Annotated in this window: 24 protein-coding genes; 15 read left to right on the forward strand and 9 right to left on the reverse strand. The window is 69.8% G+C overall.

Annotated elements, in window-relative coordinates; all coding sequences use genetic code 11:
* The first annotated feature begins 135 nt into the window (after positions 1-135).
* Entirely contained in the window at positions 136-552 is a 417-nt protein-coding gene (locus I0C86_RS14970) for a N,N-dimethylformamidase beta subunit family domain-containing protein (protein WP_323373649.1), read from the forward strand.
* A gap of 339 nt (positions 553-891) precedes the next feature.
* A complete protein-coding gene (locus I0C86_RS14975) occupies positions 892-1,971 on the forward strand; it encodes a hypothetical protein (RefSeq protein ID WP_196201825.1) in 1,080 nt (359 codons plus the stop codon).
* A 588-nt stretch (positions 1,972-2,559) separates the two neighbouring features.
* Here I0C86_RS14975 and I0C86_RS14980 read toward each other — a convergent pair.
* Positions 2,560-3,450, reverse strand: coding sequence for a hypothetical protein (locus I0C86_RS14980; RefSeq protein ID WP_196201826.1), 891 nt, complete (start codon positions 3,448-3,450; stop codon positions 2,560-2,562).
* A 763-nt stretch (positions 3,451-4,213) separates the two neighbouring features.
* Here I0C86_RS14980 and I0C86_RS14985 point away from each other — a divergent pair.
* A complete protein-coding gene (locus I0C86_RS14985; protein ID WP_196201827.1) occupies positions 4,214-4,732 on the forward strand; it encodes a hypothetical protein in 519 nt (172 codons plus the stop codon).
* Between the two features lie 509 nt (positions 4,733-5,241).
* On the forward strand, positions 5,242-5,637 hold the full coding sequence (locus I0C86_RS14990; RefSeq protein ID WP_196201828.1) for a DUF3224 domain-containing protein: 396 nt from the start codon (positions 5,242-5,244) through the stop codon (positions 5,635-5,637).
* Between the two features lie 134 nt (positions 5,638-5,771).
* Here the strand turns inward: I0C86_RS14990 and I0C86_RS14995 are convergent, their stop codons facing one another.
* The 3 genes from I0C86_RS14995 to I0C86_RS15005 form a co-directional block, all read right to left on the reverse strand.
* Positions 5,772-6,188: a hypothetical protein gene (locus I0C86_RS14995; protein WP_196201829.1), complete on the reverse strand. Its 417-nt coding sequence runs from the start codon at positions 6,186-6,188 to the stop codon at positions 5,772-5,774.
* A gap of 83 nt (positions 6,189-6,271) precedes the next feature.
* Positions 6,272-7,351, reverse strand: a complete 1,080-nt coding sequence (locus tag I0C86_RS15000; RefSeq protein ID WP_196201830.1) for a hypothetical protein — start codon at positions 7,349-7,351, stop codon at positions 6,272-6,274.
* Between the two features lie 211 nt (positions 7,352-7,562).
* Positions 7,563-9,176: a DUF885 domain-containing protein gene (locus tag I0C86_RS15005; RefSeq protein ID WP_196201831.1), complete on the reverse strand. Its 1,614-nt coding sequence runs from the start codon at positions 9,174-9,176 to the stop codon at positions 7,563-7,565.
* A gap of 265 nt (positions 9,177-9,441) precedes the next feature.
* Here I0C86_RS15005 and I0C86_RS15010 point away from each other — a divergent pair, with 265 nt between their 5' ends.
* Complete coding sequence (locus tag I0C86_RS15010) at positions 9,442-10,734, forward strand: serpin family protein (protein ID WP_196201832.1); 1,293 nt, start codon at positions 9,442-9,444, stop codon at positions 10,732-10,734.
* Positions 10,735-10,957: 223 nt separating this feature from the next.
* On the opposite strand, the gene I0C86_RS15015 is transcribed toward I0C86_RS15010, so the two are convergent.
* Together I0C86_RS15015 and I0C86_RS15020 are read right to left on the reverse strand one after the other, a co-directional pair.
* The gene (locus tag I0C86_RS15015) at positions 10,958-11,518 is read right to left on the reverse strand and encodes a hypothetical protein (protein WP_196201833.1); all 561 of its coding nucleotides are present in this window, start codon (positions 11,516-11,518) and stop codon (positions 10,958-10,960) included.
* 28 nt (positions 11,519-11,546) lie between these two features.
* A complete protein-coding gene (locus tag I0C86_RS15020) occupies positions 11,547-12,797 on the reverse strand; it encodes a S1 family peptidase (RefSeq protein WP_196201834.1) in 1,251 nt (416 codons plus the stop codon).
* 330 nt (positions 12,798-13,127) lie between these two features.
* On the opposite strand from I0C86_RS15020, the gene I0C86_RS15025 reads away from it, so the two are divergent.
* From I0C86_RS15025 to I0C86_RS15035, 3 genes are all read left to right on the forward strand, one after another.
* Positions 13,128-13,520, forward strand: coding sequence for a YciI family protein (locus I0C86_RS15025; RefSeq protein WP_196201835.1), 393 nt, complete (start codon positions 13,128-13,130; stop codon positions 13,518-13,520).
* Entirely contained in the window at positions 13,517-14,731 is a 1,215-nt protein-coding gene (locus tag I0C86_RS15030; RefSeq protein WP_196201836.1) for an RNA polymerase sigma factor, read from the forward strand. The genes I0C86_RS15025 and I0C86_RS15030 overlap by 4 nt, the downstream gene beginning before the upstream one ends.
* A 332-nt stretch (positions 14,732-15,063) precedes the next feature.
* Positions 15,064-15,417 (forward strand): YybH family protein, encoded by a 354-nt coding sequence (locus tag I0C86_RS15035; RefSeq protein ID WP_230394179.1) that lies wholly within the window; start codon positions 15,064-15,066, stop codon positions 15,415-15,417.
* Between the two features lie 60 nt (positions 15,418-15,477).
* On the opposite strand, the gene I0C86_RS15040 is transcribed toward I0C86_RS15035, so the two are convergent.
* Together I0C86_RS15040 and I0C86_RS15045 are read right to left on the reverse strand one after the other, a co-directional pair.
* Entirely contained in the window at positions 15,478-15,780 is a 303-nt protein-coding gene (locus I0C86_RS15040; RefSeq protein ID WP_196201838.1) for a muconolactone Delta-isomerase family protein, read from the reverse strand.
* Between the two features lie 152 nt (positions 15,781-15,932).
* Complete coding sequence (locus tag I0C86_RS15045; protein ID WP_196201839.1) at positions 15,933-16,322, reverse strand: nuclear transport factor 2 family protein; 390 nt, start codon at positions 16,320-16,322, stop codon at positions 15,933-15,935.
* A 73-nt stretch (positions 16,323-16,395) separates the two neighbouring features.
* On the opposite strand from I0C86_RS15045, the gene I0C86_RS15050 reads away from it, so the two are divergent.
* Positions 16,396-16,986, forward strand: coding sequence for a PadR family transcriptional regulator (locus I0C86_RS15050; protein WP_196201840.1), 591 nt, complete (start codon positions 16,396-16,398; stop codon positions 16,984-16,986).
* A gap of 170 nt (positions 16,987-17,156) precedes the next feature.
* Here I0C86_RS15050 and I0C86_RS15055 read toward each other — a convergent pair whose 3' ends face one another.
* On the reverse strand, positions 17,157-18,281 hold the full coding sequence (locus tag I0C86_RS15055; RefSeq protein ID WP_323373641.1) for a zinc-dependent alcohol dehydrogenase family protein: 1,125 nt from the start codon (positions 18,279-18,281) through the stop codon (positions 17,157-17,159).
* A 219-nt stretch (positions 18,282-18,500) separates the two neighbouring features.
* Between I0C86_RS15055 and I0C86_RS15060 the strand changes: the two genes are divergently transcribed.
* Genes I0C86_RS15060 through I0C86_RS15085 form a run of 6 tightly spaced genes read left to right on the forward strand, consistent with a single transcriptional unit; the run spans position 18,501 to position 25,003 of the window.
* Positions 18,501-20,147, forward strand: a complete 1,647-nt coding sequence (locus tag I0C86_RS15060) for an ABC transporter substrate-binding protein (protein WP_196201841.1) — start codon at positions 18,501-18,503, stop codon at positions 20,145-20,147.
* Entirely contained in the window at positions 20,140-21,240 is a 1,101-nt protein-coding gene (locus tag I0C86_RS15065; RefSeq protein ID WP_323373642.1) for an ABC transporter permease, read from the forward strand. The genes I0C86_RS15060 and I0C86_RS15065 overlap by 8 nt, the downstream gene beginning before the upstream one ends.
* Entirely contained in the window at positions 21,237-22,073 is an 837-nt protein-coding gene (locus I0C86_RS15070; RefSeq protein ID WP_196201842.1) for an ABC transporter permease, read from the forward strand. The genes I0C86_RS15065 and I0C86_RS15070 overlap by 4 nt, the downstream gene beginning before the upstream one ends.
* Positions 22,070-23,074: an ABC transporter ATP-binding protein gene (locus I0C86_RS15075; protein WP_196201843.1), complete on the forward strand. Its 1,005-nt coding sequence runs from the start codon at positions 22,070-22,072 to the stop codon at positions 23,072-23,074. The genes I0C86_RS15070 and I0C86_RS15075 overlap by 4 nt, the downstream gene beginning before the upstream one ends.
* A complete protein-coding gene (locus tag I0C86_RS15080; protein WP_196201844.1) occupies positions 23,071-24,057 on the forward strand; it encodes an ABC transporter ATP-binding protein in 987 nt (328 codons plus the stop codon). The genes I0C86_RS15075 and I0C86_RS15080 overlap by 4 nt, the downstream gene beginning before the upstream one ends.
* Before the next feature lies 1 nt (position 24,058).
* Positions 24,059-25,003, forward strand: a complete 945-nt coding sequence (locus I0C86_RS15085) for an NAD(P)-dependent oxidoreductase (protein WP_196201845.1) — start codon at positions 24,059-24,061, stop codon at positions 25,001-25,003.
* Positions 25,004-25,131: the final 128 nt, after the last annotated feature.

The following is a 25,131-nucleotide window of genomic DNA, read 5'->3' on the forward strand; positions in this document are numbered from 1 at the left end:
AGGCAATAGCCCTGCTTCCGTACCTGGCCCGTCTGGCCCGTCAAAGCGGCGAGTCACCGGCCGGCCAGGCGATCTCCGGTATGGGTTTCCTACGGGCGCTGCGGCGGTGCTGCGACGTGTGCGGAGCGCGGCACCCTGTATCGGCCGCTCAGGAGTTCGCCTGGCCGGCGAAGTCAGCAGTTCGAGGGAGTGAAATGGCTATACCGCTCTACCGGCGCCTTCGCGCCCTACACGGTGGTCAACAAGCACCCGTTGCTGGCGGGCACCGGGCTTTCCGTCGGTGACCAGTTCGGTCAGAGCGGATACAACGGCGGGGCCAGCGGTTGGGAGGTTGACTCCCTGCTCGGGCTGGAGGGCGAAGCGACCACCTCGCAGGTTCTCGCACGCGGCACCAACCCCGGCGGCGGTGCCTCAATGGTCTTCCTCGAGAAACCCAACGGAGGCTTCGTCTTCAGTGCGTCGTCCATCGCATTCAATGGCGCGCTCGCAACCGATGCCGTTGCATCGACGATCCTGCGGAATGTGTTCACGCTCGCCCGTAAGCCGAAATGATCGCCGTGGGCCAAGGACAGTCACGCAGTCAGCAGTGCCCCGGAAAGGTCGTCAGGTGGCCGGCCTGATCGGGTGGAGTGAACGCGCCCTTGCTGGTGGTAACAGGGCGGGCAGGACCGGTTCAGTTACCAGCGCACCGCGACCGCGACCACCTCCGGCGGGAATCGAGACCCGGCGAACGCCGACCTCGGGGGACAGCCACGGGCGGAAGCTACCCCCTCTCCTAGAGGCACCGGGGCTGTGCGATCGTTTGCCAACTAGACGCCGAACCGAAAGTGTCCACAATGGTGCGCCGTCCAGACCGGATGGTGCACTCGTCCATAGAACGGGGAGTTAAACATGTCGCAGTCTTCACCCGAACCGTCCGCTGGCCACGCTCGTCGCGCACTGTTGCGCGGTGGTGGGTTGGCGGTGGCCGGCCTGGCCGGCGTCTCCGCCGTGGCGCTCGACGCGGCGCCCGCCTCGGCCGCCGCGGTCGGCCCGTGGGAATACGTCGCGCCCGGTGGATCCATCCAATCCGCAATCAATGCGGGTGCCAAGGCGATCCAGCTCGGTGCCGGCGTCTACACCATCACCACGCCGATCGTCCCGACCGCCGGCTGCACGATCCGTGGCGTCGGCCAGAAGACGGAGATCGTCGCTGGCAGCGCGATGGCGGCCATGATCGCGGTCGGACAGGGCAAGGCCATCGACGGGGTCTACCTCGGTGACCTGGTGCTCGACTGTGCCACCAAGGCGACTACCGGCATCGACCTCTACATCGTCGGCACCACCGGAAACTACAAGGGCGAACCCGACTCGATGTGCCGGCTGGACAACCTGTGGGTCTACAGCCCGGTGGTGGACGGCGTCGTCTACCGGGGGACCGACACCCAGGCGACCTCGACCAGCCGGGTGCGGGTGCGCGGCGCCGGGCAGTACGGGTTCCACATCGACGCGCCGGACAACTGGTGGACCTCGTGCGAGGCGACCACCCGGTCGTCGACCGGGGCCAACGCCGGCTTCTACGTCGGCACCAACGCGGCGAACAACTTCTTCCAGGCGTGCAAGGCGTGGTACGTCCGCGGATACGGGTGGCACGTCAAGGCCAACCGGAACAAGTTCATCGGCTGCGAGGCCCAGGACACGAAGTCCCACGGCTGGTACATCGAATGGGACCGAAACACCTTCGTCGGTTGTGTGGCCGACACCGCCGGGATGTACGACGTGGACGGCGCCGCGGACACCGCGGACGGGTTTTACGTGGCCGACGGTGCGGCGACGGCGTTGGTCGGCTGCCAGTCGTTCGACCGGCGACCCGGTGGGCGAGCCGCGCAGCAGCGGTACGGCTTCAGTGTGCCGACCACCATGGTCAGCGGTGGCCGGCTGGTGGGTGCCACCGGTTGGGACAACACCGGCGGGCTGATCCGCCAGCGCTGACGGCGGGCTACGTGCCGGGTGGTGCCGTCCGAGGGGTTCGCCGTGACGGCCCGGTCGCCGCGCGGAAACCGATGCGTCGGTTCGCCCTCCGTCGACCGGAACGACATCGGCGACACCGGGTCCAGCAGCGGATCGCCGTTCCGGAACCGTCCGCGGTCCACCAGGTCGGTCGACCGGGGTACGCCATCCTCGTCCGGCTTCGTCGTACGTCACCGTCCCGGCTGTCGGAGCTTGAGGAATAGGCCGTCCCGCCCCGCGTCGGACGCGCGGATGCCGCCCACCCGCGAAGGTGGCCGGCATCCGCGCGTTCAGCTACTCGCCGTCCTCCGGCGTGAACGTTCCCCGGGCTCGACGTCGGACGCCTACGTCGACACCGCCGTCTCGGAGGAAGCGCTGGCGAAGGATTACCTCGATGCCAAGGGGGATGGCTACGGTGTCGTGCTGGGGGGCGACCCACCGAAATCCTGGTGCGATCGTTGGCTCAGAGTTGTTCACGTCCGGGAAGCCGACCCCTCTCCGCTAGACCGAGAGAGCTAGGCGAGCGGCACAGATACTTCAACAGCGTTACAGCTGTTCCGGTCTTGGGGTCTACTCGGTGAGCACCTTCACCGAGTCGACACTCCCGCCGTTTCGGTTGACACCGACGAGGAAGTCGCTCCCAATGTGGGTGATATCTTCGATCTCGTCGGTCAGGTTGTTCCCCGGAATTCCGATGTCGCTCTCCACGTCGCCTCCAGACCAGTTGTACTGGTATACCCAGTTCCATCCGGTATCGGGCGTCGAGTCGTTGATTGACTTGGTGTTCCAGATGTAGTTCTCGGAGCAGTCGATGCCTTGGTCGGAACGATTATCGTGACTCGTCAGGTTGCTCTTGACCAGCGTCCATCCACTCGTAAGCGAACCGGCACCGGGATGGGTCCACAGTTTACCCAAACGTCGGGCGGCATATTTGCCGGCTCCGCCGGCCGCCGTCGCGCTGTAGCAGAGGCCACTGATGTTGCCTATAGGTAGATGGACCACCTCGCTTGCGCCAAAAGATCCGTTGGCGTTCAGGTGCACGATCGTCACATCGTCGCTCGGAAATGCGGATTGACTTCCTTGGGTGGCGATCAGGGCCGGGCCCTGGCCGAGATAGTTCGGGTTGTAGGCGAGGTCGTTACCGTGGCCGAGCGAGGGCATGGAGGTTGGCGCCCCGGCGCAGGTCCAGCTAGCGCCGTCCCAGGTTGAGCCGTCGCGCAACCATCTGGACAGGACCGGCTCCCCGGCGCTGCCCTTCGAGAAAATGATGTAGAGCTGTCCGCCCGGCCCCGCCACCATGCCTTGCAGGACCGTACGACCCGCCCTGCATACACTGCTGTTCGGGATGTTCAGCCGTTCCGCCCCGCTCCTATCCGTCGCAGCGGAGGCAGGCGTTGTCGAGGCAATAGTGACTCCGATTGAGAGTGCCAGCACGGCCGCGGTGCTTGATAGTTTCTTCACGTCGGTGTCTCTCCTCGGGGGTAGGGCAAGGCAGTGTACCAAATGTGTCCACTTGCTACTGTCGCTCTTCGATGGCATAAAGTCGTGCTTCGCGTGCTGCTGGGTAGCCGCCCCAGTGTCCACCGAGGTCGACTCCGGTTCAGTGACGACTGTGCCACCCGGTTAGGGCCGCGTGTTCGAAGTGATTCGACGGCAGGGGTGCCGGACAACGGGGCACGACTGTTGCCGGGCACCTGCAGCGGGCGCGGCGGGTGTTGCTGGCCGCCGAGGTCTTGTCGAACACCGAACTCGGCCGGCGGGTGGGGGACTGGCTCCCGGTGGCCTCGACCGGCTCGACGTGCGCGACATCGAGGCGTCTCTGGCCACTGCGCCGAGAGCCCGCCACCGGAGACTGACCGCACTGCGCCAGTGCCTCCGCTTCGCGCACCGCTCCCGCCTGGTCCTGATCGACCCGGCCAACAGCCTGAGAGCCAAACAGATCAACGCCTTCCACGGCCGGGCGCCGCCCCCTCGACCAGCAGCGCCAGCTCCTTCGTCGCTGGACCAGCATTGAACCCGACGTCAACACGCTCGGCCCCGAGCTCGTCGCTCCGCGCTCGGCCTCGACCCGCAGGTCCCGCTTATCTACCTCGCCGAGCGGATCCAGCCCTGGCCGAATGAAGCTCCCGCTGCGGAGCCACCAGCTGTGACCTATAAACGCACGAGAACCGATACTGGCCCATGAAACCCACGAACATGTCTTCGAAGCGGGACGGTGATCGGGATGCGGCACGCAACGGTGTTCGCTGATTACGGCCAGTTCTATCTACAGGACTCCCAAGCCCACAACGCGGCCATGCGGGCAGGTGCAGCGACCGACCCGACTCGTGCAGCAGGCGGCTGGACGGACGAAGCAGTGCGCCTGCACCGGATCGGGCTGGAACCTCACTCCATCTCCGTGGGCGCGGCGCGATCAGACTTCGTCGAGACGGCATTATCGGTCCATGAGACTGCTCCGGCGATCGTGCCGGAGGCTGAGCATGTCGTCGAGGCAGACCTTGATGTCGTGACCGGGGCAGTTCTACTCGTGGGTTGCACAGCGCCACGCGACCTCACGCAGGCGCTGAACGTGGAGCCGGGACGGTACCGCGTTCGCGTGTCGTACGTACCAGCGGACCCGTTGCCGAACGCCGACCCCGACGTGGACGGTGACCACTTCACTCACCTGATCGAAATGTGGCCGATCAGTAGGGCCGAACGGCTGACAGTGATCCGGCAGGGCCCATACCCCTGGGCCAACTGAGAGTACTGTCGGCGCTCATCAGCCGACGAACCGTTCCCATGGCGAATCTGGCCACGTCTGGCGGCGCCTGACACACGTTCGCGGAACATGGGTCACGATAGGTCTCGATCTGGAGGGTAGACGTTTGATGAATCTGGGCGCAAGGCTGTGGGCGAAACGACTCCCAAGCCGAAACTTCGGTGTAGTCGTCACCGGGCACAGGGCTTGCGCGCGCCCGTAGCCCATCTCGAGGATGGGGTTCTACCTGCCCACTTTCGACGTACAGACCTGGGCACCGTCGACTTCCTCGGCGCGCCGGACACGCGCGAAACAGCCGATCTAACGCTGTGCGATGGGAACGTCCGCAGCTCACTCGACCTCAGCATGCCTCTTCCCGCGTCGGCGTCCGGGAAGTTCGGCCCTCCGCCGGAAGCACTGAGCAGGGCTTCCGAGGGTCACCGTCCGGGGAATGTCAGTGCCGTGTGCAAGGCTGCTCCGCGATAAATGCGGTCAAGGCGAGAGGGTGCGAAATGAGCACGACGGCTGGCGGAACATTTGACGTCACATCATTCGAGCCGGAGGTGCTCGACGAAGGCCCGGGGGGCGCGCTTGGCCGGGCGCGGATCACCAAGACCTTCCAGGGCGGCCTGGTCGGCATCAGCACGGTGACCATGCTGTCGGTGGCCGACATCGAGGGCAGCCCCGCTGCTTATGTCGCCGTGGAGCGATTCACGGGCGAACTCGACGGCCTCAAGGGCTCGTTCGTCCTCCAACACAGCGCACCCGGCAGCCACGGTGAGCAACTCGCGATCCGCGTCGTCCCGGGAACGGGCTCCGGTGACCTCACCGGGATCGTGGGAGCTTTCGAGATCATCCAGTCCGACGACAGCAGCCACTCCTATGTCTTGGAGTACACCCTGGCCTGACGCATGCCGGCGACCCGGCTACGCCTACCCGAATAAACAAGGGGACTGCGCTCCCAACGGCGCTGCACCGCGCTCGGACGCAGGAACAGGAACCGCGTCCAGGGCGATGGACGCCCGGTCCGGGGGAGCGTGGGTCAGTGTGCGGCCGGTGTCGGCCTGCGGCGAACCCGCCACCACATCTCGACGACGATCGGTGGCAGCACGATCGCGGCGCCGGCGATCGCAAGGGCCCGGATGCGCCGTTGCCGGATCTCTTCTCGTAGCTCTTCGTAGGTGGCCTGGTGCTCGATGACGTCACCACGGGACCGTACGCATTCGTCGCCCGGTCCGATCAGAACGTCATGGTTGGTCGGGTTGGCCTCGAAGCAGGCGATTCTGGTCGGCTTCAGTTCCCAGTTGACGCGGTCCCAGTCGACGTCGACCCACGAGTGCGATGTGCACTGGTCGCCTGAGCAGGAGGTACGCACCGGCAGATCCCAGCCGACACGCAGCGTGAGAGCGCCGACGAGCAGGCCCAACAGGACGGAGCTGAGGAAGACGACCATGCGCATGTCGGGTTGGACCGCCGGCCCTCGTGCCTGGTTCCACCAGAGGCCCTCGAGAATGAGCCCTTCCGTGCCCCTCGACAAGAGGTTCAGCGCTGACCCGGAGAGGCGACTGGGGATGCGCTATCCGGGTCAGGACCGGGGTCGGCGCCTGAACGGGTGACGCACAGCCGGTGCAGCACCGCCAGCCGTCGGCCGGTCAATCCTGGCCGGCCAGGCCAGGCGGCTCCGTCGCGCAGCAGCGCCGCGAAGTCCTTCTCGGCCCGCCCGACGTCGTGATCGAACATCAGGCATGCTTCGGCCAGGACGGTCCGCCACGGCAGCCGCAGCGGCGCGTCGTTCCGGCCGGAACGGCGCAGGTGTCCGGGCAGCCCCTCGTGGTGAACGCTCAGCAGCCAGCCCGGCCACCGCTCGGCGAGCCGTGCCGACGCGAGGCGGCCGCTGCGCCCCTGCCAGGCGGTGACCGTCCGGCCCGCGACATCGACGAAGACCCCACCGTCGACGTACTGCTCGCCGGGCACGGTCACAGTCGGCAGGTCCCGCAGCATTGTCAGCAGCTCCGGACCGGTCGCCAGCAGGGGCGTCAGCGACATCCCACCGACGTGGTCGCGGACAGTCCCCTCGACGTCACGCACACTCACGACCGTCAACTCGTACCCGCGCAGGTGCGACAGGTGCTCGAACGGGTCGACTGCGGCCACGTACTCGTCGAGGCTCAGTGGCCGGCCCAGGACGCCGCTCGGCGCGTTCATGCCGGCGACCAGGTCCGCGATGGTGAGCCCACGCAGCGGTCGGTCGGGCATCAGCAGGGTGCCCCCGTCGACCGGCAGGCCCGCGATCACGTCCACGTACCCGTGGTCGGCGTGTTCGACGGTCCAGCCGGGCCAGCGCCATCCGAGCAGCGGCAGAACGGCACGGCGCAGTCCGGCGCTGTCGTTGGCGATGCCCTGGCGGTTGTACCAGCGCAGGAGGCGCCGGTCGTGGTCGAGCAGCACACCGCCGGAGGCCCACACCTCGTCGTACGGCTCGGCCTCGACCCGACCCTTCGGATCCCTCCACGCGTCCGGGCCATCGAACAGCGACGCCGGCAGGCTCAACGCACCAGACCGGTCGAGCCGGAACTCATGGCGTCCCCGCCGGACGACGACGTACAGTGCTGGGTCTGGCATAAGTGCTCCTACCGCAGGACCACCAGGTGTCCGCAAGCCTGCCAGCCCTCCGCACGTCCGTGTACCCCTGGTAGAGCCGCCGGACAACTGCCGCAACCACCGCGGTACCTCCGACGGAGGCTGGCTTGTCCGCGAAACGGTGCTGCGCTGCCGTAGCGAGCATGGCCTCGCTGATTCTGGTGGTGACGCCCCGTCTGGTCGAGTGACGCGGTCATCCGGCCAGCGCCTCCGCCAGCTGGTCCAGTCCCAGCGAGCCGACCTCCAGCGCCCGACGGTGGAATGCTCGCCGGTCGCCGGGGAAGGACGAGCGGCCTGCCAGCCACACCCGCTCGCCTACCTTGTAGGCCAGCGCCTGGCCTGGCCTACCCAGATAACGCGCGAGCTCCGCGGATGCGTACGGTCCTTGATGACAGCGGTCCCGCAGCAGTTGCAGCGCGGCATCCGGCGTCCACGATGCGCCGTCACCGGACGGCACCGGCAGCCGCAGGTGCAGGCCGATGTCGAGCACGACCCGCGCCGCCCGCAGCAGTTGCATGAACAGGTACCCCAATCGTGCGCCGGGCTGCTCGTAGCGCCCGAGCTCGTCCATGAACCGCTCGGCGTACAAGGCCCAACCCTCTCGGCAGCCGGAGAGCCCACCGAGCAGGTTCAGCCGCTGACCGAGGCCACCCTTGCAGGCCTCGTAGCCGACCTGGAGGTGGTGGCCGGGAACGCCCTCGTGGTACGCCGTGCTGTAGGCGTACCAGGTGGGGAAGCTCGCCTGGCCGTCGGGGAGGAACCACCAGACGCGGCCTGGCCGGGTCAGGTCCAGCGACGGCCCGGTGTAGCCCGTACCGGCCGACACGGTCACCCGGGACTCGATGCGCCGCAGCGGCGCGGGGATGTCGAAGTGCACGCCGTGGAGCTGCCCGGTGGTGACCTCCAACAACTCCTGCAGCCACGCACCGAACGCGGCCCGGCTGTGCAGGGTGCCTGGCGCGTCGGGCCCGTCGAGCCGGTCGAGCACCGCGGGCACGCTTCCGCCCAGGGTCTTCGCCTCCGCGACCAATTCCGCCTCGATGGTGGTGAACTCGTCCCAGCCCCAGTCGTAGAGTTCGCGCAGGTCCGGCTCGATGCCGAGGAAATTCCGCACCCAGAGTGCGTACCGCTGCGGCCCGAAAGCCTCCTCGCTGCGCGCCTGCGGTGCCAGCTCCGAGGTCAGCATCGCGGCCAGTTTCTGGTACGCCTCCCGCGCGCCCTGTGCCGCCGCCTGCAACGACGTCCGCTGCCGCCCATCGCCGTAGCGCTCCACCAGAGCGATGTCATCGTCAACCCAATTGCGGCAGCGCTGCGTCACGAGCTCCATCTGGCGCCGGGTCGGCAGGTGACGGCGCTCGGCGGCGAGCAGGAGACTGCGGGCGTACCCGTCGAGGGCTGCGGGGATCGCGGCCTGGCGCGCGCCGACACGGGCCCAGCCATCCTCGTAGGCGGTGCCCTCGGCGTCGCGGCCGGGCACCGCGGCCTCGACGGACTGGCGGATGAGCTGGAGCGGGCCGGTGGCCGCCGCATGCAGTTCGCGCAGATCCTCCCCGGCATCGTGGAAGGCGATGCGGGCGCGCAGCCGTTCGGCGAGGTGACCGTGCAGCGAGCTCGTCGCGGGCAGCACCCCGTGCAGGGTCTCGAGCTCGCGTAGGGCGCAGGCGGCGAGATCGGCGCGGGCCTGGTGGCCGTCCGGACTGTAGTCGGTGAGCCCGTCGACCTCCTGCTCGCCGACCTCGACCACTGCCGCGCACGGGTCGAGGCGGGCCATATCAAGCAGGAGCCGGCTGGCGAAGTCCTCGATCACGGAGGCGATGTTAGTGCCCTGGCCTGCTCGGGACGTAGGGGCTTGCGTCGAGGGCGGCAGACGAGCAGACGGCAGATGCGGCAGACGAGCAGACGGCAGATGCGGCAGACGAGCAGACGGCAGATGCGGACGTCGGGCTACCGGCTCCCGGCTCCCGGTGAGGGAGTGCGGTTTGATCCAAGGCACCTGGCAAACATTGCTCAATATCGATGAATTCAGGACCTGTACCTGGTGCCACCCCTTAGGACCGCTCTACCGTCGCTGCATGGTCTCGCGTCGATCGGTCCTGCGGACGGTACCGCTTGCCGCCGCTGCCCTGACCACCGTCCCGGGCCATCCCCGTTGGCTCGGCGAGTCGTCCGCGTCGACGGATCCGGTACGCGTACCCCCCGACCCGGCCACGGTGGAGGCCGCCGCGACTGCGGTACGCGGCTTCACGGCCGATCTCTACCGCACCCTGGCGTCCACCCGAGCGGGTGAGAACGTGGTGTGCGCGCCGTACTCGGTGGGGCTCGCCCTCGCCATGACCAGGGCAGGCGCCGGCTCGACCACGGCGGACGAGATGGACGCCGTGCTCCACGCGCCGTATCCGCGACCCGGCGCGCTCGACAGCGGGCTCAACACCGTCGATCAGATGCTCGCCGGCCGGTACCGGGACGGCGACGGAACCAGGCAGCCCCGGCTGACCACGGCCAACGCCCTGTGGACACGGTCCGATCTGAGCCTGAGACCCGGGTTCCGGGACATCGTGGCCGGCCACTACGGTGCCGCGCCACACCCTGTCGACTTCCGTAACGCGCCGGAGGCGGCCCGTCAGGAGATCAACACCTGGGTCTCCGACCGGACCAACGCGAAGATTCCGGAGCTGTTGCTGTCCGGCACCGTGAGCCCCGACACCAGCCTGATCCTCACCAACGCGATCTACCTCATGGCGGCCTGGAAGTACCCGTTCACCGCGACGGCCACGGCGGTGGGGCCGTTCACCCGGGATGACGGCAGCGTCGTCGACGTCCCCGTCATGCGCGGGCCGTTCGATCGGATGGGCTACCTGGAGGGGGACGGGTGGCGCGCGGTCGACGTGCCTTACGCGGGCGGGGAACTGGCCATGGCCATCGTTCTGCCGACCCGGGACGATCTCGCCGCGGTCGAGGCGGATCTCGACGTGACGTGGCTCAGCGCGTTGCTGACCGGATTCCGGCTCGTCGACGTCCAACTGCGCCTGCCCCGATGGACGTTCCGCCTGCCGGCCGAGCTGGGTGCCGCGTTGGGCGGCCTCGGCATGCCCACGGCGTTCACGTCGCAGGCCGACCTCACCGGCATGAGCACCGATCCGGCCCTGTGCATCGACGACGTGGTGCACGAGACGTTCATCGCGGTGGACGAGAAGGGTACCGAGGCCGCAGCCGCGTCGGCCGTCATCGTCCGGCCGCCGTCGATCCCGCAAGGGCCGCAGTTCTTCGTCAACCGGCCATTCCTGTACGTCATCCACGACCAGCTCACTGGCGTACCGCTCTTCCTCGGCCGGGTCCACGACCCGCTGGTCACCGGCCCAGCCTGACGGGACCGGAACGAGCGCACGGATTGCCCCAGAACTCATGAGCACCATGCCGGACCGGGAACTGGTCGACCGGTTCCGGGCCAACGGCGGCAGGCAGAAGCCGTGCCAGGCCGGCTTCAAGGCGGCGTACGCCGGCAGCGTCGAGGAGGGCGCCAGGATTGCGTACCAGCGGTGGCCCAACGGGCCGGCGCTCGTGGCGCCGGCCCCGCTGTTCTCGACTGGTTCAGGCGCGGAAGAAGGTGCACTGGAAGGCCATGTCGTCCACCCGTACGGCACCGCTGCCACCGAGCAGGGAGACCCGGATGAACACCTGGGTCGGACCGTCCGCGTAGCTGGCCACGTCGTGCCGCCGCCAGGCGGTGTCGGTGATGCGGACGGTGCGTAGTGCGAGATAGGTCCAGCTCGCCGGATCGATCACCTCGACGTTGAGCACCGCCGGTCCGCTCACCCCCCGGACGAAGAACCCTCCGCCGCAGGTGGTGGAGTGCCCGGCGGTACGCGGCCGGACGGTGAGCAGCTTGCCCACCCCGGACCAACCGCCGGCCGATGTCGTGAGGATGGCGTTGTTGGAACCGGATCGGGCCGTTCCCGTACCCAGCTCGAATGCGCCGCTGCCGGCGCCCGAGCGGTGGAACTCCCACACCGCTGCCGGATCCCCCTCGAATCCGTCAGTGTGCTGCCAGAGGTCCGCCTGAGCGGGGCCGACGGCCACGGTCAGGGCCACCGTCGTCGCCATGACGGCCGCGGCGGTGAGGCGTGCGGCTCTGGTGAATGCGGCTCTCATCCCTGTCTCCTTCGCTCGTCGCCGCTCGTCACGACGCGCCGTAGATGACGACCTGGTACGCGTTGATCGCCTCTCCCACCGGCTGGTGCCAGGTTCGCGGGGTGGCGTTGCACTGGCTGCCGTTCCGGTTCGCGTGCGAGTTCAGCCCGTACGCGGTGTTGTTGCCGAAAAGCGGTCCACCGCTGTCGCCGCCGAGGGTGCAGATGTTGGTCTCGACCATCTGGCGTACGGTGCCGCCCGTGCCGTTGACCGTCACGTTGGTCCTGAGCACGGAGCCGCACCTGAATCCGGTGGTCTTGCCCGAGTTGCAGACCGAGAGCCCGCTCACGGCCGTCGCCCAACCGTGGATGCTCCGGTTCGTGCCGTTCCACAGGTTGATGACGCCGGTCGGCCAGACCGACGCACCGTTCATCCAGATGAGGCCGTAGTCGTTCTCCGGGTAGTTGCTCTCCAGCGACGGCCCGACGTCCTGCCCGTTGGGCAGCGTCCAGTGCGGGAAGCCCTGCGTGCAGTGCCCGGCCGTGATGATGTAGTTGAAGGTGAAGTCGGTGGCGGTGAAGCCGACCGAGCAGCCGCCCAACGCGTCCGCGCTGGAGATCCCGACGTTCGGCTGGATCTGGCCGGCGCTGGTCTCGAACCGGACCGCCGCGCCGAACTTGCGCGCCGCCGAGCGTTGCGTGGCGTTCTTCGCCCCCGACGCCGGCAGGCTCACCACCACCTGGTTGGTCTCCGGGTCCACCCCCCAGGTCGTGTTCGGTTCGCTGGCCGCGGTCTCCAGGGCCTGCTGGATGGTCTGAAGTTGCCGTTCGCCACGGGCGACGAGCCGCGCCTTCGCGCCGGCGGCGGTCACCTTCGCGGCGGCCGAGGTGTCGGTGACCGTGACGACGAGGTCGCCGTCGGACAGGTACGCGCCGCCGGAGCTGGCACCCAGCTCGGTGGTCAACCGGTTGGCGAGTCGCACATTGGCGTTCTCGGCGCGGAGCAGCTTCTCGGCGGCATCGCGGCTGATGCCCCGCTGCTCGGCGATCGCCCCGGCCATGTCCGCCGCCCCGTCCGCCCGGGACCCGTCGGCCACGCCGCCGGCCGGGGCCAGGGTCGCCGCGCCATCGGTCCGGGCCGAGTCTGCCGCACCCGCGGGCAGGACCGGCCGGTCGACCGGCCCGGCCGCCGCGGCCGTCGGGACGAGGGCCACCGTCGCCACGACGGCGAGTGCCATCGCGAGCGTGGACCTGCGGCTCGGTCTTTTCGTACGCGGGTGGCTGACAACACGTTCTGACATTCACCGCTCCCATCACGAGGGGACTGGTGCGCTGGGTCAGGAGCCGGACGGCCCGGACCGAGCGGTCATCGTCGCAATCGGGAGCGGCGCCCCGAGTGGAATGTTGGACGCGGCTGGACACGGCTGGACAGGTGACTCCGGCGGCTACGAGCGGACGTCGGCCGTTGTCGACGTGGTGCCGGGGCCAGTTCTACCAGCGGTTCACCGACGAGGATCCGTTGTGCCGCCGGAGCGCGGTCGGCGAGGTCGTGGAAGATGTAGACATCGGCGGGGCGGCTCCGACGTACCAGGTGAGCGACGGAACGGCCGTCGTGCGCACTAGGAGGCCCGATGAAGTACGTCATTCTGATCCACTCGAACCCGCAGCCCTGGGGGCATCCGACGAGTGACTACCTCGCGGCCCACCAGGCACTGCCCACCGACGTCCGCGACCGGCTGAACGCTGAGTTCGAGCAGGTGATGACCGAGCTGCAGGCCAACGGCGAACTGCTCGGCGGTGAGGCACTCGGCGACCCGGCCAACGCCCGACTGTACCGGTGGCGTGACGGCGAACCGCTCGCGAGCGACGGGCCGTACTCGGAGGCGAAGGAGCATCTCGCCGGATTCTTCCTCGTCGACGTCGACAGCCAGGCGCGTGCCGAGGAGGTCGCCGCTCGGTTCTCCGGCCCGGACGAGACGGTGGAGCTGCGGCCGCTGATGTGGCCGGGTGGCGACGACCAGTGACGCGTTCGGTCCTCGAGGACGTGTGGCGCCGGGAGGCACCGCACGTCCTCGGGGCACTGCTGCGCCGGTACGGCGATCTCGGCGACTGCGAGGAGGCGCTGCAGGACGCCGCCGAGGCGGCCGCCGCCAGGTGGCCCGTCGACGGAGTGCCCGACGTGCCGAGAGCTTGGCTGATCACCGTTGCTTCGCGAAGGCTGATCGACCGGGCCCGGACGGACTCGGCCCGGGTCCGTCGCGAGACGCTGGACGCGGCCCGACGGCCGTACGCGATGGAGGAGGTAACCACCCACGACCGTGACGACACGCTACGGCTGTTCTTCCTCTGCTGCCATCCTGCACTGACACGCCCATCGCAGGTCGCGCTCTGCCTACGGGCGGTGGCCGGCCTCGGCGTGGAGCAGATCGCGGCCGCATACCTCGTCCCGGTCCGCACGATGACGCAACGCCTCAGTCGTGCGCGTCTGGCGCTGCGCCAGGCCGGTGCGCGGTTCGTCCTGCCGTCGCAGCGGGACCTGCCCGACCGGGTCGCCGCGGTCATCGACGTGTGCCACCTGGTGTTCACCGAGGGGTACGCGCGGACATCGGGCGAGGCGCTGCTCGACGTCCTGCTCGCCGAGGAGGCGATCCGGCTCGTCCGGCAGTTGCGCGCCGCGCTGCCCGACCATGCCGAGGTCGCCGGTGCGCTCGCCCTTCTGCTGCTCACCCACGCCCGATCTCCCGCCCGGGTCGACGCCGCCGGTGATCTCGTGCCGCTCGCGGAGCAGGACCGATCACTCTGGCGGCGCGACCTGATCACCGAGGGCGTCGAACTGCTGGAGCGGACCCTGCCCCGCGGCCACGTGGGCAGGTTCCAACTACAGGCCGCGATCTCCGCCGTACACGCGGAGGCCGTGATGTACCGGGAGACCGACTGGCTCCAGATCAGCCTGCTCTATGACATGTTGAGCCGGATCGCGCCGGGTCCGGCCGTCACCCTGAACCACGCGGTCGCCGTCGCCATGGCACACGAACCCGCGGCCGGTCTCGCCATGCTCGAACCGCTACGGGAGCACCCCGCAATGCAACGCCACCACAGGCTGTACGCCGTGCGCGGGCACCTGCTCGACCTCGACGGCGACGCCGAAGGCGCGAAGGAGCAGTACCGGATTGCCGCCCGGCTGACGGCGAGCCTGCCGGAGCAGCGGTACCTCAATCGGAAGCTGGCCGGCTGAGGATCACGGGCTCGACCGGACCTACCGGAGATCTTGGCCGGCGCACAACCTTGGAGCGCACCTCCAGATCGTCACATCATGACTACTCGCTCGGAGCAGTCTTGATCGTTAGTTCTTGCAAGGGGGGGAGGCGCTGGTTTCGGCTGGTAGGCGCACCGGGACAACCAGCCGGGCGACTGCCGAGAACAGCGTGCCCCGCGTGACTTGGCTCGTTGGCTTCCGGTCCGTCTGGCGTGGTTCCCGATCTTTTGCGGCACGCCCCGGTCTCCAGCAACAGAGCTCCACATCGCCAACGAACAGAGACGAGGCCCCGAGATATGACGAGTGATCCGATGAAAGAAGTGCTGGACCGGTGGAAGGCGGCGTTCGACGGCCATCAGGTGGACGCCATGGCGGACCTGTTCACTCCGGATGCCCTCTTCCAGGGGTTCGGGCCCGAGGTCGTGGTCGGCCGAGAGGCGGTGCACGACTATTACGAGTCGGTGCCCGATAACCGGGATGCCGAGGTGACCCTGCTGCACACGTACATGATCGGGCAGGAGGTAGCCGGTGGGTTCGCGGGCGTCACCTTTCGGGACCCGACGGGTTGGGAAGCCCCGGTGCAACTGTCGCTGGTTCTTCAGCTCAGCGAGGGCGGCTGGCGGATCCGGCAGTACCACGTGTCCCGGATCAGTAAGGAGCACTGAGCCTTCACCGCGGCGCGACGCACCATCGCCGCGTGGCAAACAGTGGCAGCGGGTACCGAATCACGCGGGCAGGTCGGCTTTGCCGGGGTCGTTGGGGTGGGCCTCCAACTCGGTGATGGCCGGTGTCATCCACGGGCGCAACGGCAGTGTCCCGAGTACCTTTTCGTGCAGTTCGGCCTCGTCGGCGGCACGCCACAGCCCGATGCTGCGCAACTCGCCGACAGGACGCCACAGCCGCACCAGGTGACCGGCGGCGGCCAGTTCCCCGGCCCGTGCCTTTTCGGCGGCACGGCGTCGATCGACCTCGGCCGGGTCGGTGCCCTCTGGGACATCAGTGACGAGCTCCACCAGAAACTCCTTCATGTCCGCATACTCCATCTGCTCAGTTGGCTGCGGATTGCTTCTGCGGCGGTACCTGCAGTAGGTCGAGGCAATTACGCCACAGTGTCTCAAGGCGCGTCGGATCGTTTAGCAGTTTCGCGAGCAGCACGCGTCCCTCGATCGGTGGGTCGGGGTCACGCCTGGACGGCGCCCCGGGCGGCGGTGAACTGTGCTTCCATCGTGTCGCGCAGTGCGAGCATCCCGCTGAGTGGGCGGATCATCACCACGAGTTCGTCGATCGCGCCGTGGTCGTCGAGATGCAGGAAGTCGCTGCCCTCGATCTGCTGGTCGGCGACGCGTGCCTGGAAGACCAGCGCGTGGTCGGCCGCGTCCTCGGCGCCGATCTCGCGTACGTATCGGAAGTCCTGGAAGACCTGGGCGACGGCGCGCAGGATCGGCGCGACGGCGGCCCGGCCCCGGTAGGGCTTGAACGCGATCGGGCTGCGGAAGACGACGTCGTCGGAGAGCAGCGCCACGGCCGCGTCGATGTCTCGGGCCTCGATGGCGACTCGGAAGGGATGCATGACTTGACCTCTCATTAGACAACAAGTTGAATAGGTGCCAATGAGACTAATGCAATCTTCGGGAGTTGTGTAGATGGCGCTGCGCCACGCTGTCCTGGCCGCCCTGTCCGAGGGCGAGGCGTCGGGATACGAGTTGTCCAAGAACTTCGACGTCTCGGTCGCCAACTTCTGGTCGGCCACCCCGCAGCAGCTCTACCGCGAACTCGAACGCCTCGAGGCGGACGGACTGCTGCACGGGCGCGTGGTCGAGCAGCAGCGCCGGCCGAACAAGCGGGTGTTCCGGCTGACCGACGCCGGCCGCGCGGAGCTGCGCGCCTTCGTCGCGCAACCGGCCAGGCCGACCGCGATCCGCGACGACCTCCTGGTCAAGTTGCAGGCCGCCGACACCGAGGACCTGCCCTCGGTACGGAACGCCCTGACCAGCCGGCTGGAGCAGGCCCGCGACAAACTCGCCCGCTACGACCGCCTCCGCGACGCCCTCCTCGACGGACGCGACGAGGACACGTACCTGCGCGACACCGAACGGATCGGCCCCTATCTCACGCTGCTCGGCGGACGCATGTACGAGCAACAGAACATCTCCTGGTGCACGACCGTCCTCGGCCTGCTCGACGAGCGGATGCAGGGGCAGCACACGGGTGCGTCGAACGAGGAACGGACGTAGGGCGCCGCGCAGGGCCATGGCACCCAAGCCGTACACCAATCTCATAGGGCCGGGCACCGAGGGCTGTAGCTGGTAACTGCACCCGGCATGGTCCGAACGCCGGTGCCAACTCGACCTGACCCAGTCCGACCTGGCCGACCTGCTCGCCAGGCGCGGCCTGCGGAACCGCCCTAGAAGGTGATCACCTGCCGGGTCAGGGTGGCGGAAGCGAGCGCGTCGAAGCCCGCGTTGATCTCGTTGAGCCGCAGGTGCCCGCCGAGCAGCAGGTCGGCCGGGAGCAGACCGGCCTGGTACAGGGCGACGTAGCGCGGGATGTCCCGGCGCGGGACGGCGCCGCCCAGATATGACCCGCGCAGCGTGCGCTCCTCCGCGACCAGGGAGACCGCCGGGATCGACAGGACCTGCCGCGGGTCCGGCAGCCCGACGGTGACGGTGGTGCCGCCCCGCCGGGTGGCGGCATAGGCCGTGGCGAGCACGGCGGCGCTACCGACCGCCTCGATCGCGATGTCGGCGCCGCCGGAGGTGAGGTCGCGTACCGCGGCGACCGTGTCCGGATCGCCGGCCAGCGTGTGGGTGGCGCCGGCGGCCAGCGCGACGGGGTGCTTGGCGGTCACGGGGTCGACGGCGACGATCGGATGACAACCGGCGGCCCGGGCGCCCATCACCGCCGCGAGGCCGACGCCGCCGAGGCCGAACACCACGGCGGCGGTACCGGGCCGGGCCTGCGCGGTGTTGACGACCGCGCCGACGCCGGTGAGCAGCGCGCAGCCGAACAGCGCCGCCCGGTCCATCGGCAGCGACCGGTCGACCGGTACGAGCGACTCCGCCGCCGCGACCGTGTACTCGCTGAACGCGGAGACGCCGAGATGGTGGTGCAGTTCGCGACCGGCGCGCCGGAACGGCCGGTGCCCGCGCAGCAGCGTCCCGGCGGTGTTGGCGGCGGCACCGGGCTCGCAGAGCGCCGGTCGCCCCGACTGGCAGGGCAGGCAGCCGCCGCAGGCTGGCACGAACGCGAACACCACGTGGTCGTCGACGCGCACGCCGCGTACATCGGGGCCGACCTCGACCACCACGCCGGCGGCCTCGTGGCCGAGCACCATGGGCAGCGGTCGTGGCCGCGAACCGTCGACCACCGACAGGTCGGAGTGGCAGAGCCCGGCGGCACCGACCCGTACCAGCACCTCGCCGGCGCCGGGCGGGTGCAGCTCGAGGTCGCCGACGGTCAGGGGCCGGCTGTGCGCGTAGGGCCTCGGTCGGCCGCTCTCCTCCAGGACGGCCGCGCGGGCCGTGATCACAGTGCGGAACTACTACGCATGGCCCACCACCATCAGATGGAACGACATTTCATTTGGACGCTAGGCACGACATCGTTCCATGTCAACAGGCTGCCGGGAGCGGTTCGATCACCATCGTCGGCCTATGTGGACGGTCGTGAACTGCCTCTTGACAGAGCCGATCCCGGCCGCGAATGATCCCGGGTCACAACATGAAACGAAGTTCCATTCGACTCGGTCGTGCTCTCTAACTCTGCTCACCTGGGGGCAGCAATGCGCCGTGTTATACCGCTTCTAGCCATTGCCACGCTGCTGACCGCCGCCGCCGGCTGCGGCGGCGACAGCACATCCGGCGACGCCGGCGACGCCCGGTCCAAGACCCTCGTCTACGGGGTCAACCTCAAGTCGCAGGGTCCGTGGGACCCGCACGTCGGCGCGGTCGGCCTCGACCGCGTGGTCAACCGGGCCGCCTACGACACGCTGGTCGCCTATGCCGGAACGGACTACGCCAAGGTCGTCCCCGACCTGGCCAAGGCGTGGACCGTCGCGCCCGACGCGAAGACGTTCACGTTCAGTCTCGACCCCGCCGCCAAGTTCGCCACCGGACGCACCGTCACCGCCGATGACGTGCGGTGGAGCTTCACCCGGTTGAAGAACCTCGCCGGTCCGCCGTCCTACCTCGCCGAGCCCATCGCGTCGGTCACCGCGCCGGATCCGGCCACCGTGGTCGTCACGCTGAAGAGCCCCGACGTCTCGTTCCTGCGGCAGTTCGTCGACGGCCACTTCTCCGTGCTCGACAAGGAGACCGCGACCGCGAACGGCGCCACCGACGCGGCCGACGCGGCGAAGACCGACACCGCCACCAACTGGCTCTCCGCCAACAGTGCGGGCTCGGGACAGTACAAGATCGAATCGTGGACCGCCGGCTCCCGGCTGGTCATGGTGAAGAACCCGAACGCGTGGCGGCCGACGTCCTACTTCGAAAAGATCATCCTGCAGGACATGCCGACACCGGACGCCCAGCTCGCCGCCCTCAAACGGGGCGAGATCGACCTTACCCAGCCGCTCGGGCAGAGCCTGCTGGAGCCGCTCGCGTCGGAGAGCAAGTTGCAGGTCGCCGGCTCGCCGGGCCTGACCTGGTTCCTGCTCGGCATGACCCGCGCGCCGAAGACCGACCCCAACCTCGCCAAGCAGCAGGTGCAGGAGGCGATCCACCTCGCCCTCGACTACCGGGGCATCGGCCAGCTCGCCGAGGGCGTGCAGCAGTGGTACGGGATGATCCCGCCGTTCATCCCCGGCGGGGTGGCCGAGCAGGACGCGCCGAAACAGGACGTCGAGAAAGCCAAGCGGCTGCTCGCCGAGGCCGGGCTCAGCGGCGGCTTCGACACCGAGCTGTGCACCACCACGTCGACCGACCACCAGCCGTCCGCGCTCGACCTTGCCCAGAAGGTGCAGGCCGACCTGAAGAACGTCGGTATCAGGGTCAAGATCGACGGCCAGGAGAACTCGGCGTTCCTGACCAAGTACCGGGCCGCCCAGTGCAAGATGGTGCTCACGATCGACGGGCCGGCGTTCCCGGACCCCTCGCACATCGTGCCCTACCTGCCCGACGGTGCCCGGGCGCTGCGGATGGGCTGGTCGAGCGCCAACCCGGGCTGGGACGGCGCGAAGTACTCGGCGGCCGCGAAGGACGCGCTGACGCGGACCGACGAGACGCAGCGGGTCCAGCTCTGGCACGACGTGGTGGCCGGGATGAATACCGACGGACCGTGGATCGGGCTCGCCTCGGTGCCGTACAAGTTCGCCGCGGACGCCCGGATCAAGGGCTTCGACCAGGCCACCAACCAGGTCGTGCTGTTGGACGTCGCGGCGCTGCGCCGTGACTGATCAGGTGGTCACCCCGGCGCCGGCGGACGAGGCGGCCGTCGACACCCGGCGCCCGCTGCGTCGCGGGCGCCGGGGTGGCCGCCGCCGGTCGATCGCCCGGCGGCTGGTCACGCTGCCGTTCCTGCTGCTCGGCATGACCCTGCTGATGTTCCTGATCAGCCGGTTCCTGCCAGCCGACCCCGCCGTCGCCTTCCTCGGCAACAACGGCGCCGACAACCAGCAGGCGGTCGACGCGTTCAACGCCAGGTACGGCCTGGACCGCCCGCTGTGGGAGCAGTACTGGATCTACCTGGACCGGCTGCTGCACGGCGACCTCGGCACCTCGATCTCCACCAGCCGCCCGGTGGCCGACGAACTGGCCGCCGCCTTTCCGGCGACGCTCGAGCTGGCCGTGGCCGCGCTGCTGATCTCGCTGGTGGTCGGCATCCCGCTCGGCATCCTGGCAGCGGCGCGCCGGTCCTCGCTGTTCGACCGGCTCACCGGCGGCGCCACCCTGCTGGGTGTCTCGATGCCGCCGTTCGTGCTGGCCCTGCTCGCGCTCCAGGTCCTGTACCTGCAGCTCGGGTGGGTCGCCGGGCCGGGCCGGCTGGACCCCTTCCTCGACCCGCCGCCGACGGTCACCGGCCTGATGACGATCGACGCCCTACTGGCCGGGCGGCCGGCGGTCGCGCTGGACGTGCTGCACCACCTGGTGCTGCCGGCCGTGGTGCTGGGCGTCATCCACGGCGCCTTCTTCGCGCGGGTGGTCCGCTCCACGATGGTCGACGCCCTGCGCGGCGACTTCGTGCGGACCGCCCGGGGCAAGGGCCTGTCCGGGCGCGTCATCGTCGGCCGGCACGCGTTCCGGTTCGCGCTCATCCCGACGTTGAGCCTCGTCGGCCTGACCTTCGGCGAACTCTTCGCCGGTGCCATCACGGTGGAGACCATCACCGGCTGGCCCGGCGTCGGACGCTACATGTACAACGCCGCCACCAAGCTGGACTTTCCGGCCGTGATGGCCGGAACCCTGCTGATCGGCATCGCGTACGTGCTGGTGAACCTGATAGTCGACCTGTTGTACGGGGTCGCGGACCCGCGGGTGGAGGCGTCATGACGCGCCCGGTCGAGTCGGCGCCGGGGCTGCGGCTGCTGCGTCCGGTCTCGCCCGCCCAGTGGGTGGGCCTGTCGATCATCGCAGCCTGGGTGCTGCTGGCGGTGCTCGCGCCGCTGGTCAGCGCCGATCCACTGGCGCAGCAGACCGCCGACCGGCTCCAGGCGCCCAGTTTCGCCCACCCGTTCGGCACCGACCAGCTCGGCCGCGACGTGCTGAGCCGGGTGTTGCACGGCGGGCGGGCGACGCTGCCGATCGGTGTCTCGATCGTCCTGCTGGCCACCCTGGTCGGCGTACCACTGGGTGCGTTGGCGGGCTTCGTTCGCGGTTGGCTCGACGAGGCGGTGATGCGGGTGGCCGATCTACTGCTCGCCCTGCCGGCACTGGTGCTCGCGCTGGCCATCGCAGCGGCGCTCGGGCCGAGCGTCAGCAGCGCGGTCATCGCGATCGCGGCCGTCATGTGGCCGCGGTACGCCAGGCTGGCCCGCGGTCAGGTGCTGACCCTGCGCCAGCGCGAGTTCGTCCTCGCCGACCGGGCGACCGGCGCGTCACCGGCCCAGGTGCTGTGGCAGACCGTACTGCCGAACGCGGCGCCGGTGGTCACCCTGGTCGCGGTGCTGGACCTGGGCACCGCGACGCTGGCCGGCGCCACGCTGAGCTTCCTCGGCCTGGGCGTCCAACCACCGACGCCGGAGTGGGGCGCGATGGTCTCCACCGCGGTGCAGACACCGGAAGCCTGGTGGGCCAGCCTGTTCCCCGGCTTCGCCCTGGTCTCGTTCGTGGTCGCGGTCAACCTCTACGGCCAGGTGTTCGACCGGAAGGGGCTGGGCCGATGACAACGGAACCGTTGCTGCGGATCAGCGAGCTGTCCGTGGAGTTTCCCGGCGGGGTGCGCGCCGCGCGCGGCGTCAGCCTCGACGTACGGGCGGGCGAGACGCTCGCCGTGGTCGGCGAGAGCGGCTCCGGCAAGAGCGTCACCGCCCTGTCGGTGCTCCGGCTACTCCCCGAGGACGCCCGGGTGACCGCCGGGCGGGTCGAATTCGCCGGCGTCGACCTGCTCAACTGCCCACCCCGGCAGCTCAACGAGCTGCGCGGCGGTGCGATCGGGATGGTCTACCAGGACCCGCTGACCGCGCTCAACCCGGTGCTCCCGGTCGGCCGGCAGATCGAGGAGGCGGTCCAGCGCCATCTCGGGCTGCGTCGGCGGGCGGCCACCCGGCGGGCCGGGGAGCTGCTGGACCTGGTCGGTATCCCGCAGGCCACCCGCCGCCTGCGGGACTATCCGCACCAGTTCAGCGGTGGGATGCGGCAGCGGGTGGTGATCGCCATGGCGATCAGCTGCGAGCCGCGCCTGGTCATCGCGGACGAGCCGACGACCGCGCTCGACGTCACCATGCAGGCGCAGATCCTGCACCTGCTCCGCCGGCTCCGTGACGACCTCGGCACCAGCCTGATGGTGATCAGCCACGACGTCGGCGTCGTGGCCGGGCTGGCCGACCGGGTCGCCATCATGTACGCGGGCCGGGTCGTCGAACACGGCACCGCGACCGACGTGATAGGCGCGCCGAACCACCCGTACGGCGACGGGTTGCTCGCCTCCGTCCCACGTCTGGACGCGCGGACCCGTACCCGGTTCGCCGCGATTCCGGGCTCGCCGCCCGATCCGGCGGCACTGCCGGCCGGCTGCGCCTTCGCGCCCCGGTGCCGGCACGTCGTCGACCGGTGCCGGGAAGCGGATCCACCGCTGCTCGACGCCGCCGACGGCCGACTGGTCGCCTGCTGGCGCCATGCCGACCTGGCCGAGGTCGCACCAGAAACCACCGGAGGTGCCCGATGACCACCGAGGAGCCGTTGCTGGAGGTGCGCGGGGCGGCCGTCTCCTACCGGACCCGGGCCGGCACGGTCACCGCCGTCGACGGCGTCGACCTCACCGTGCGGCGCGGCGAGATCGTCGCCCTGGTCGGCGAGAGCGGCTGCGGAAAGAGCTCGCTGGGCCGGGCCGTGCTCCGGCTGGAACCGCTGGCCGGTGGCGAGGTGCGGTTCGCCGGCGTCGACCTCGGCACGCTCTCCGGAACCCCGCTGCGGCAGGCGCGGCGCCGGTTGCAGATGGTGTTCCAGGACCCGCAGTCCTCGCTGGACCCGCGGCGCACCGTCGGGCAGATCGTGGAGCGGCCGCTCAAGGTGCACCGCGCCGGCACCCCGGCGCAGCGGCGCGCGAAGGTGGCGGAGACGCTTGATCTCGTCGGGCTCGGCAGCCGCTTCCTCGACCGCTACCCGGCCGCGCTCAGCGGCGGGCAGCGGCAGCGGGTCGGCATCGCCCGGGCCCTGGTGCTCGACCCGGAGCTGCTGGTCTGCGACGAGCCGGTGAGCGCGCTGGACGTCTCGATCCAGGCGCAGATCCTCCAGCTCCTGCTCGACCTGCGCGAGCGGCTCGGCCTCGCCCTGCTGTTCGTCGCGCACGACCTGGCCGTGGTGCGGCATCTCGCCGACCGGGTGGCCGTGATGTATCTCGGCCGGATCGTGGAGCGAGGCGCGGTGGACGAGATGTTCGCGCTGCCACGGCATCCGTACACGCAGGCGCTGCTCTCCGCCGCGCCGGTGCCGGACGTCGCGGTCGAGCGGGCGCGCAGCGTACCGCTGGCGGCCGGTGACCTGCCGGACCCGCTGGCACCCCCGTCCGGCTGCGCCTTCCGTACGCGCTGCCCGCACGCCCGGCCGGTGTGCGCCGAGGTCACCCCGGCGCTGGTCCACGACGTCGCCTGCCACCGGCAGGACGAGCTGCCCCCGTTCGTCAGTCCCATCATCCACAGCGGAGGCTGAGATGGCCGAGTCCCCGGTGGTCGTCGTCTTCGACCCCTTGCCGCATTTCAGCTACCGAGAGGAGCGGGCGATCCTCGAGGCCGGCGGAGCCCGGCTGGTCGTACCGGCCACCGAGGCCGAGGCGCGGGCGGCGATCGCCGACGCCGACGTCGTCGTGGTCACCGGTCGACGGCGGTTCACCGCCGCCGAGGTCGCCACGCTCAGCAGGTGTGTCGGCGTGCAGACGTCGAGCGTCGGATCCGACTACGTCGACCCGAGCCTGCACGACCGGGGCATCCCGCTGCGGACGGCTGCCGGATACTGCACCGAGGAGGTCAGCGACCATGCGGTCGCGCTGCTGCTCGCGGCCTGGCGGCGGATCCCGATGCTCGACCGTGCCGGCCGCCGCGCCGGATGGGCCGGGGGCGCCGCACTCACCGCTCCGCTGCGCCGCCTGCGCGGGCGTACGGTCGGCATCGTCGGCCTGGGAAGGATCGGCCGCATGGTCGCCGCGAAGGCGCGCGGCCTGGGCCTGGAAGCGGTCGGGCATGATCCGTTCCTGACCGCCGGCGCGGTCGCACCGACCCCGCTGGTCGATCTCGACGCGCTGCTCGCCGCCGCCGACGCCGTGGTGCTGTGCGCGCCGGCGACCGCCGAGTCCCGACACCTGCTCGACGCCCGGCGGCTCGCGCTGACCCGGCCCGGTGTGATCCTGGTCAACGTGGCCCGTGGCGGGCTGGTCGACGAGGCGGCGCTGGTGGCCGCGCTGGACAGTGGACAGGTGGCGGTGGCTGCCCTCGACGTACGGGAGCTGGAGCCGCCGACCGACGGCGACCCGCTCGCCGACCGGCCCGACACGATCCTCACCCCACACGCGGCGGCGAGTTCCGTCGAGGCGGTCGCGGAGCTGCACGAGTGGACCGCCCGGGGAGCGCTCGACCTGCTGCGCGCCGCGGGACGGTTGTAGCGAGAACGACTTCCGGGTGTCGCGCTGCGGGCGGTTGGCGCGACGGCTCTGTTGCGCTCGTCTGAAGCAGGTGCAGGCAGGGGTTCGGCATCATTTCGCGCGGTACGCGGCCCCAGCGCGGCTCCAGA

The organism is Plantactinospora alkalitolerans, assembly GCF_015690345.1.
GTDB lineage: Bacteria > Actinomycetota > Actinomycetes > Mycobacteriales > Micromonosporaceae > Plantactinospora > Plantactinospora alkalitolerans.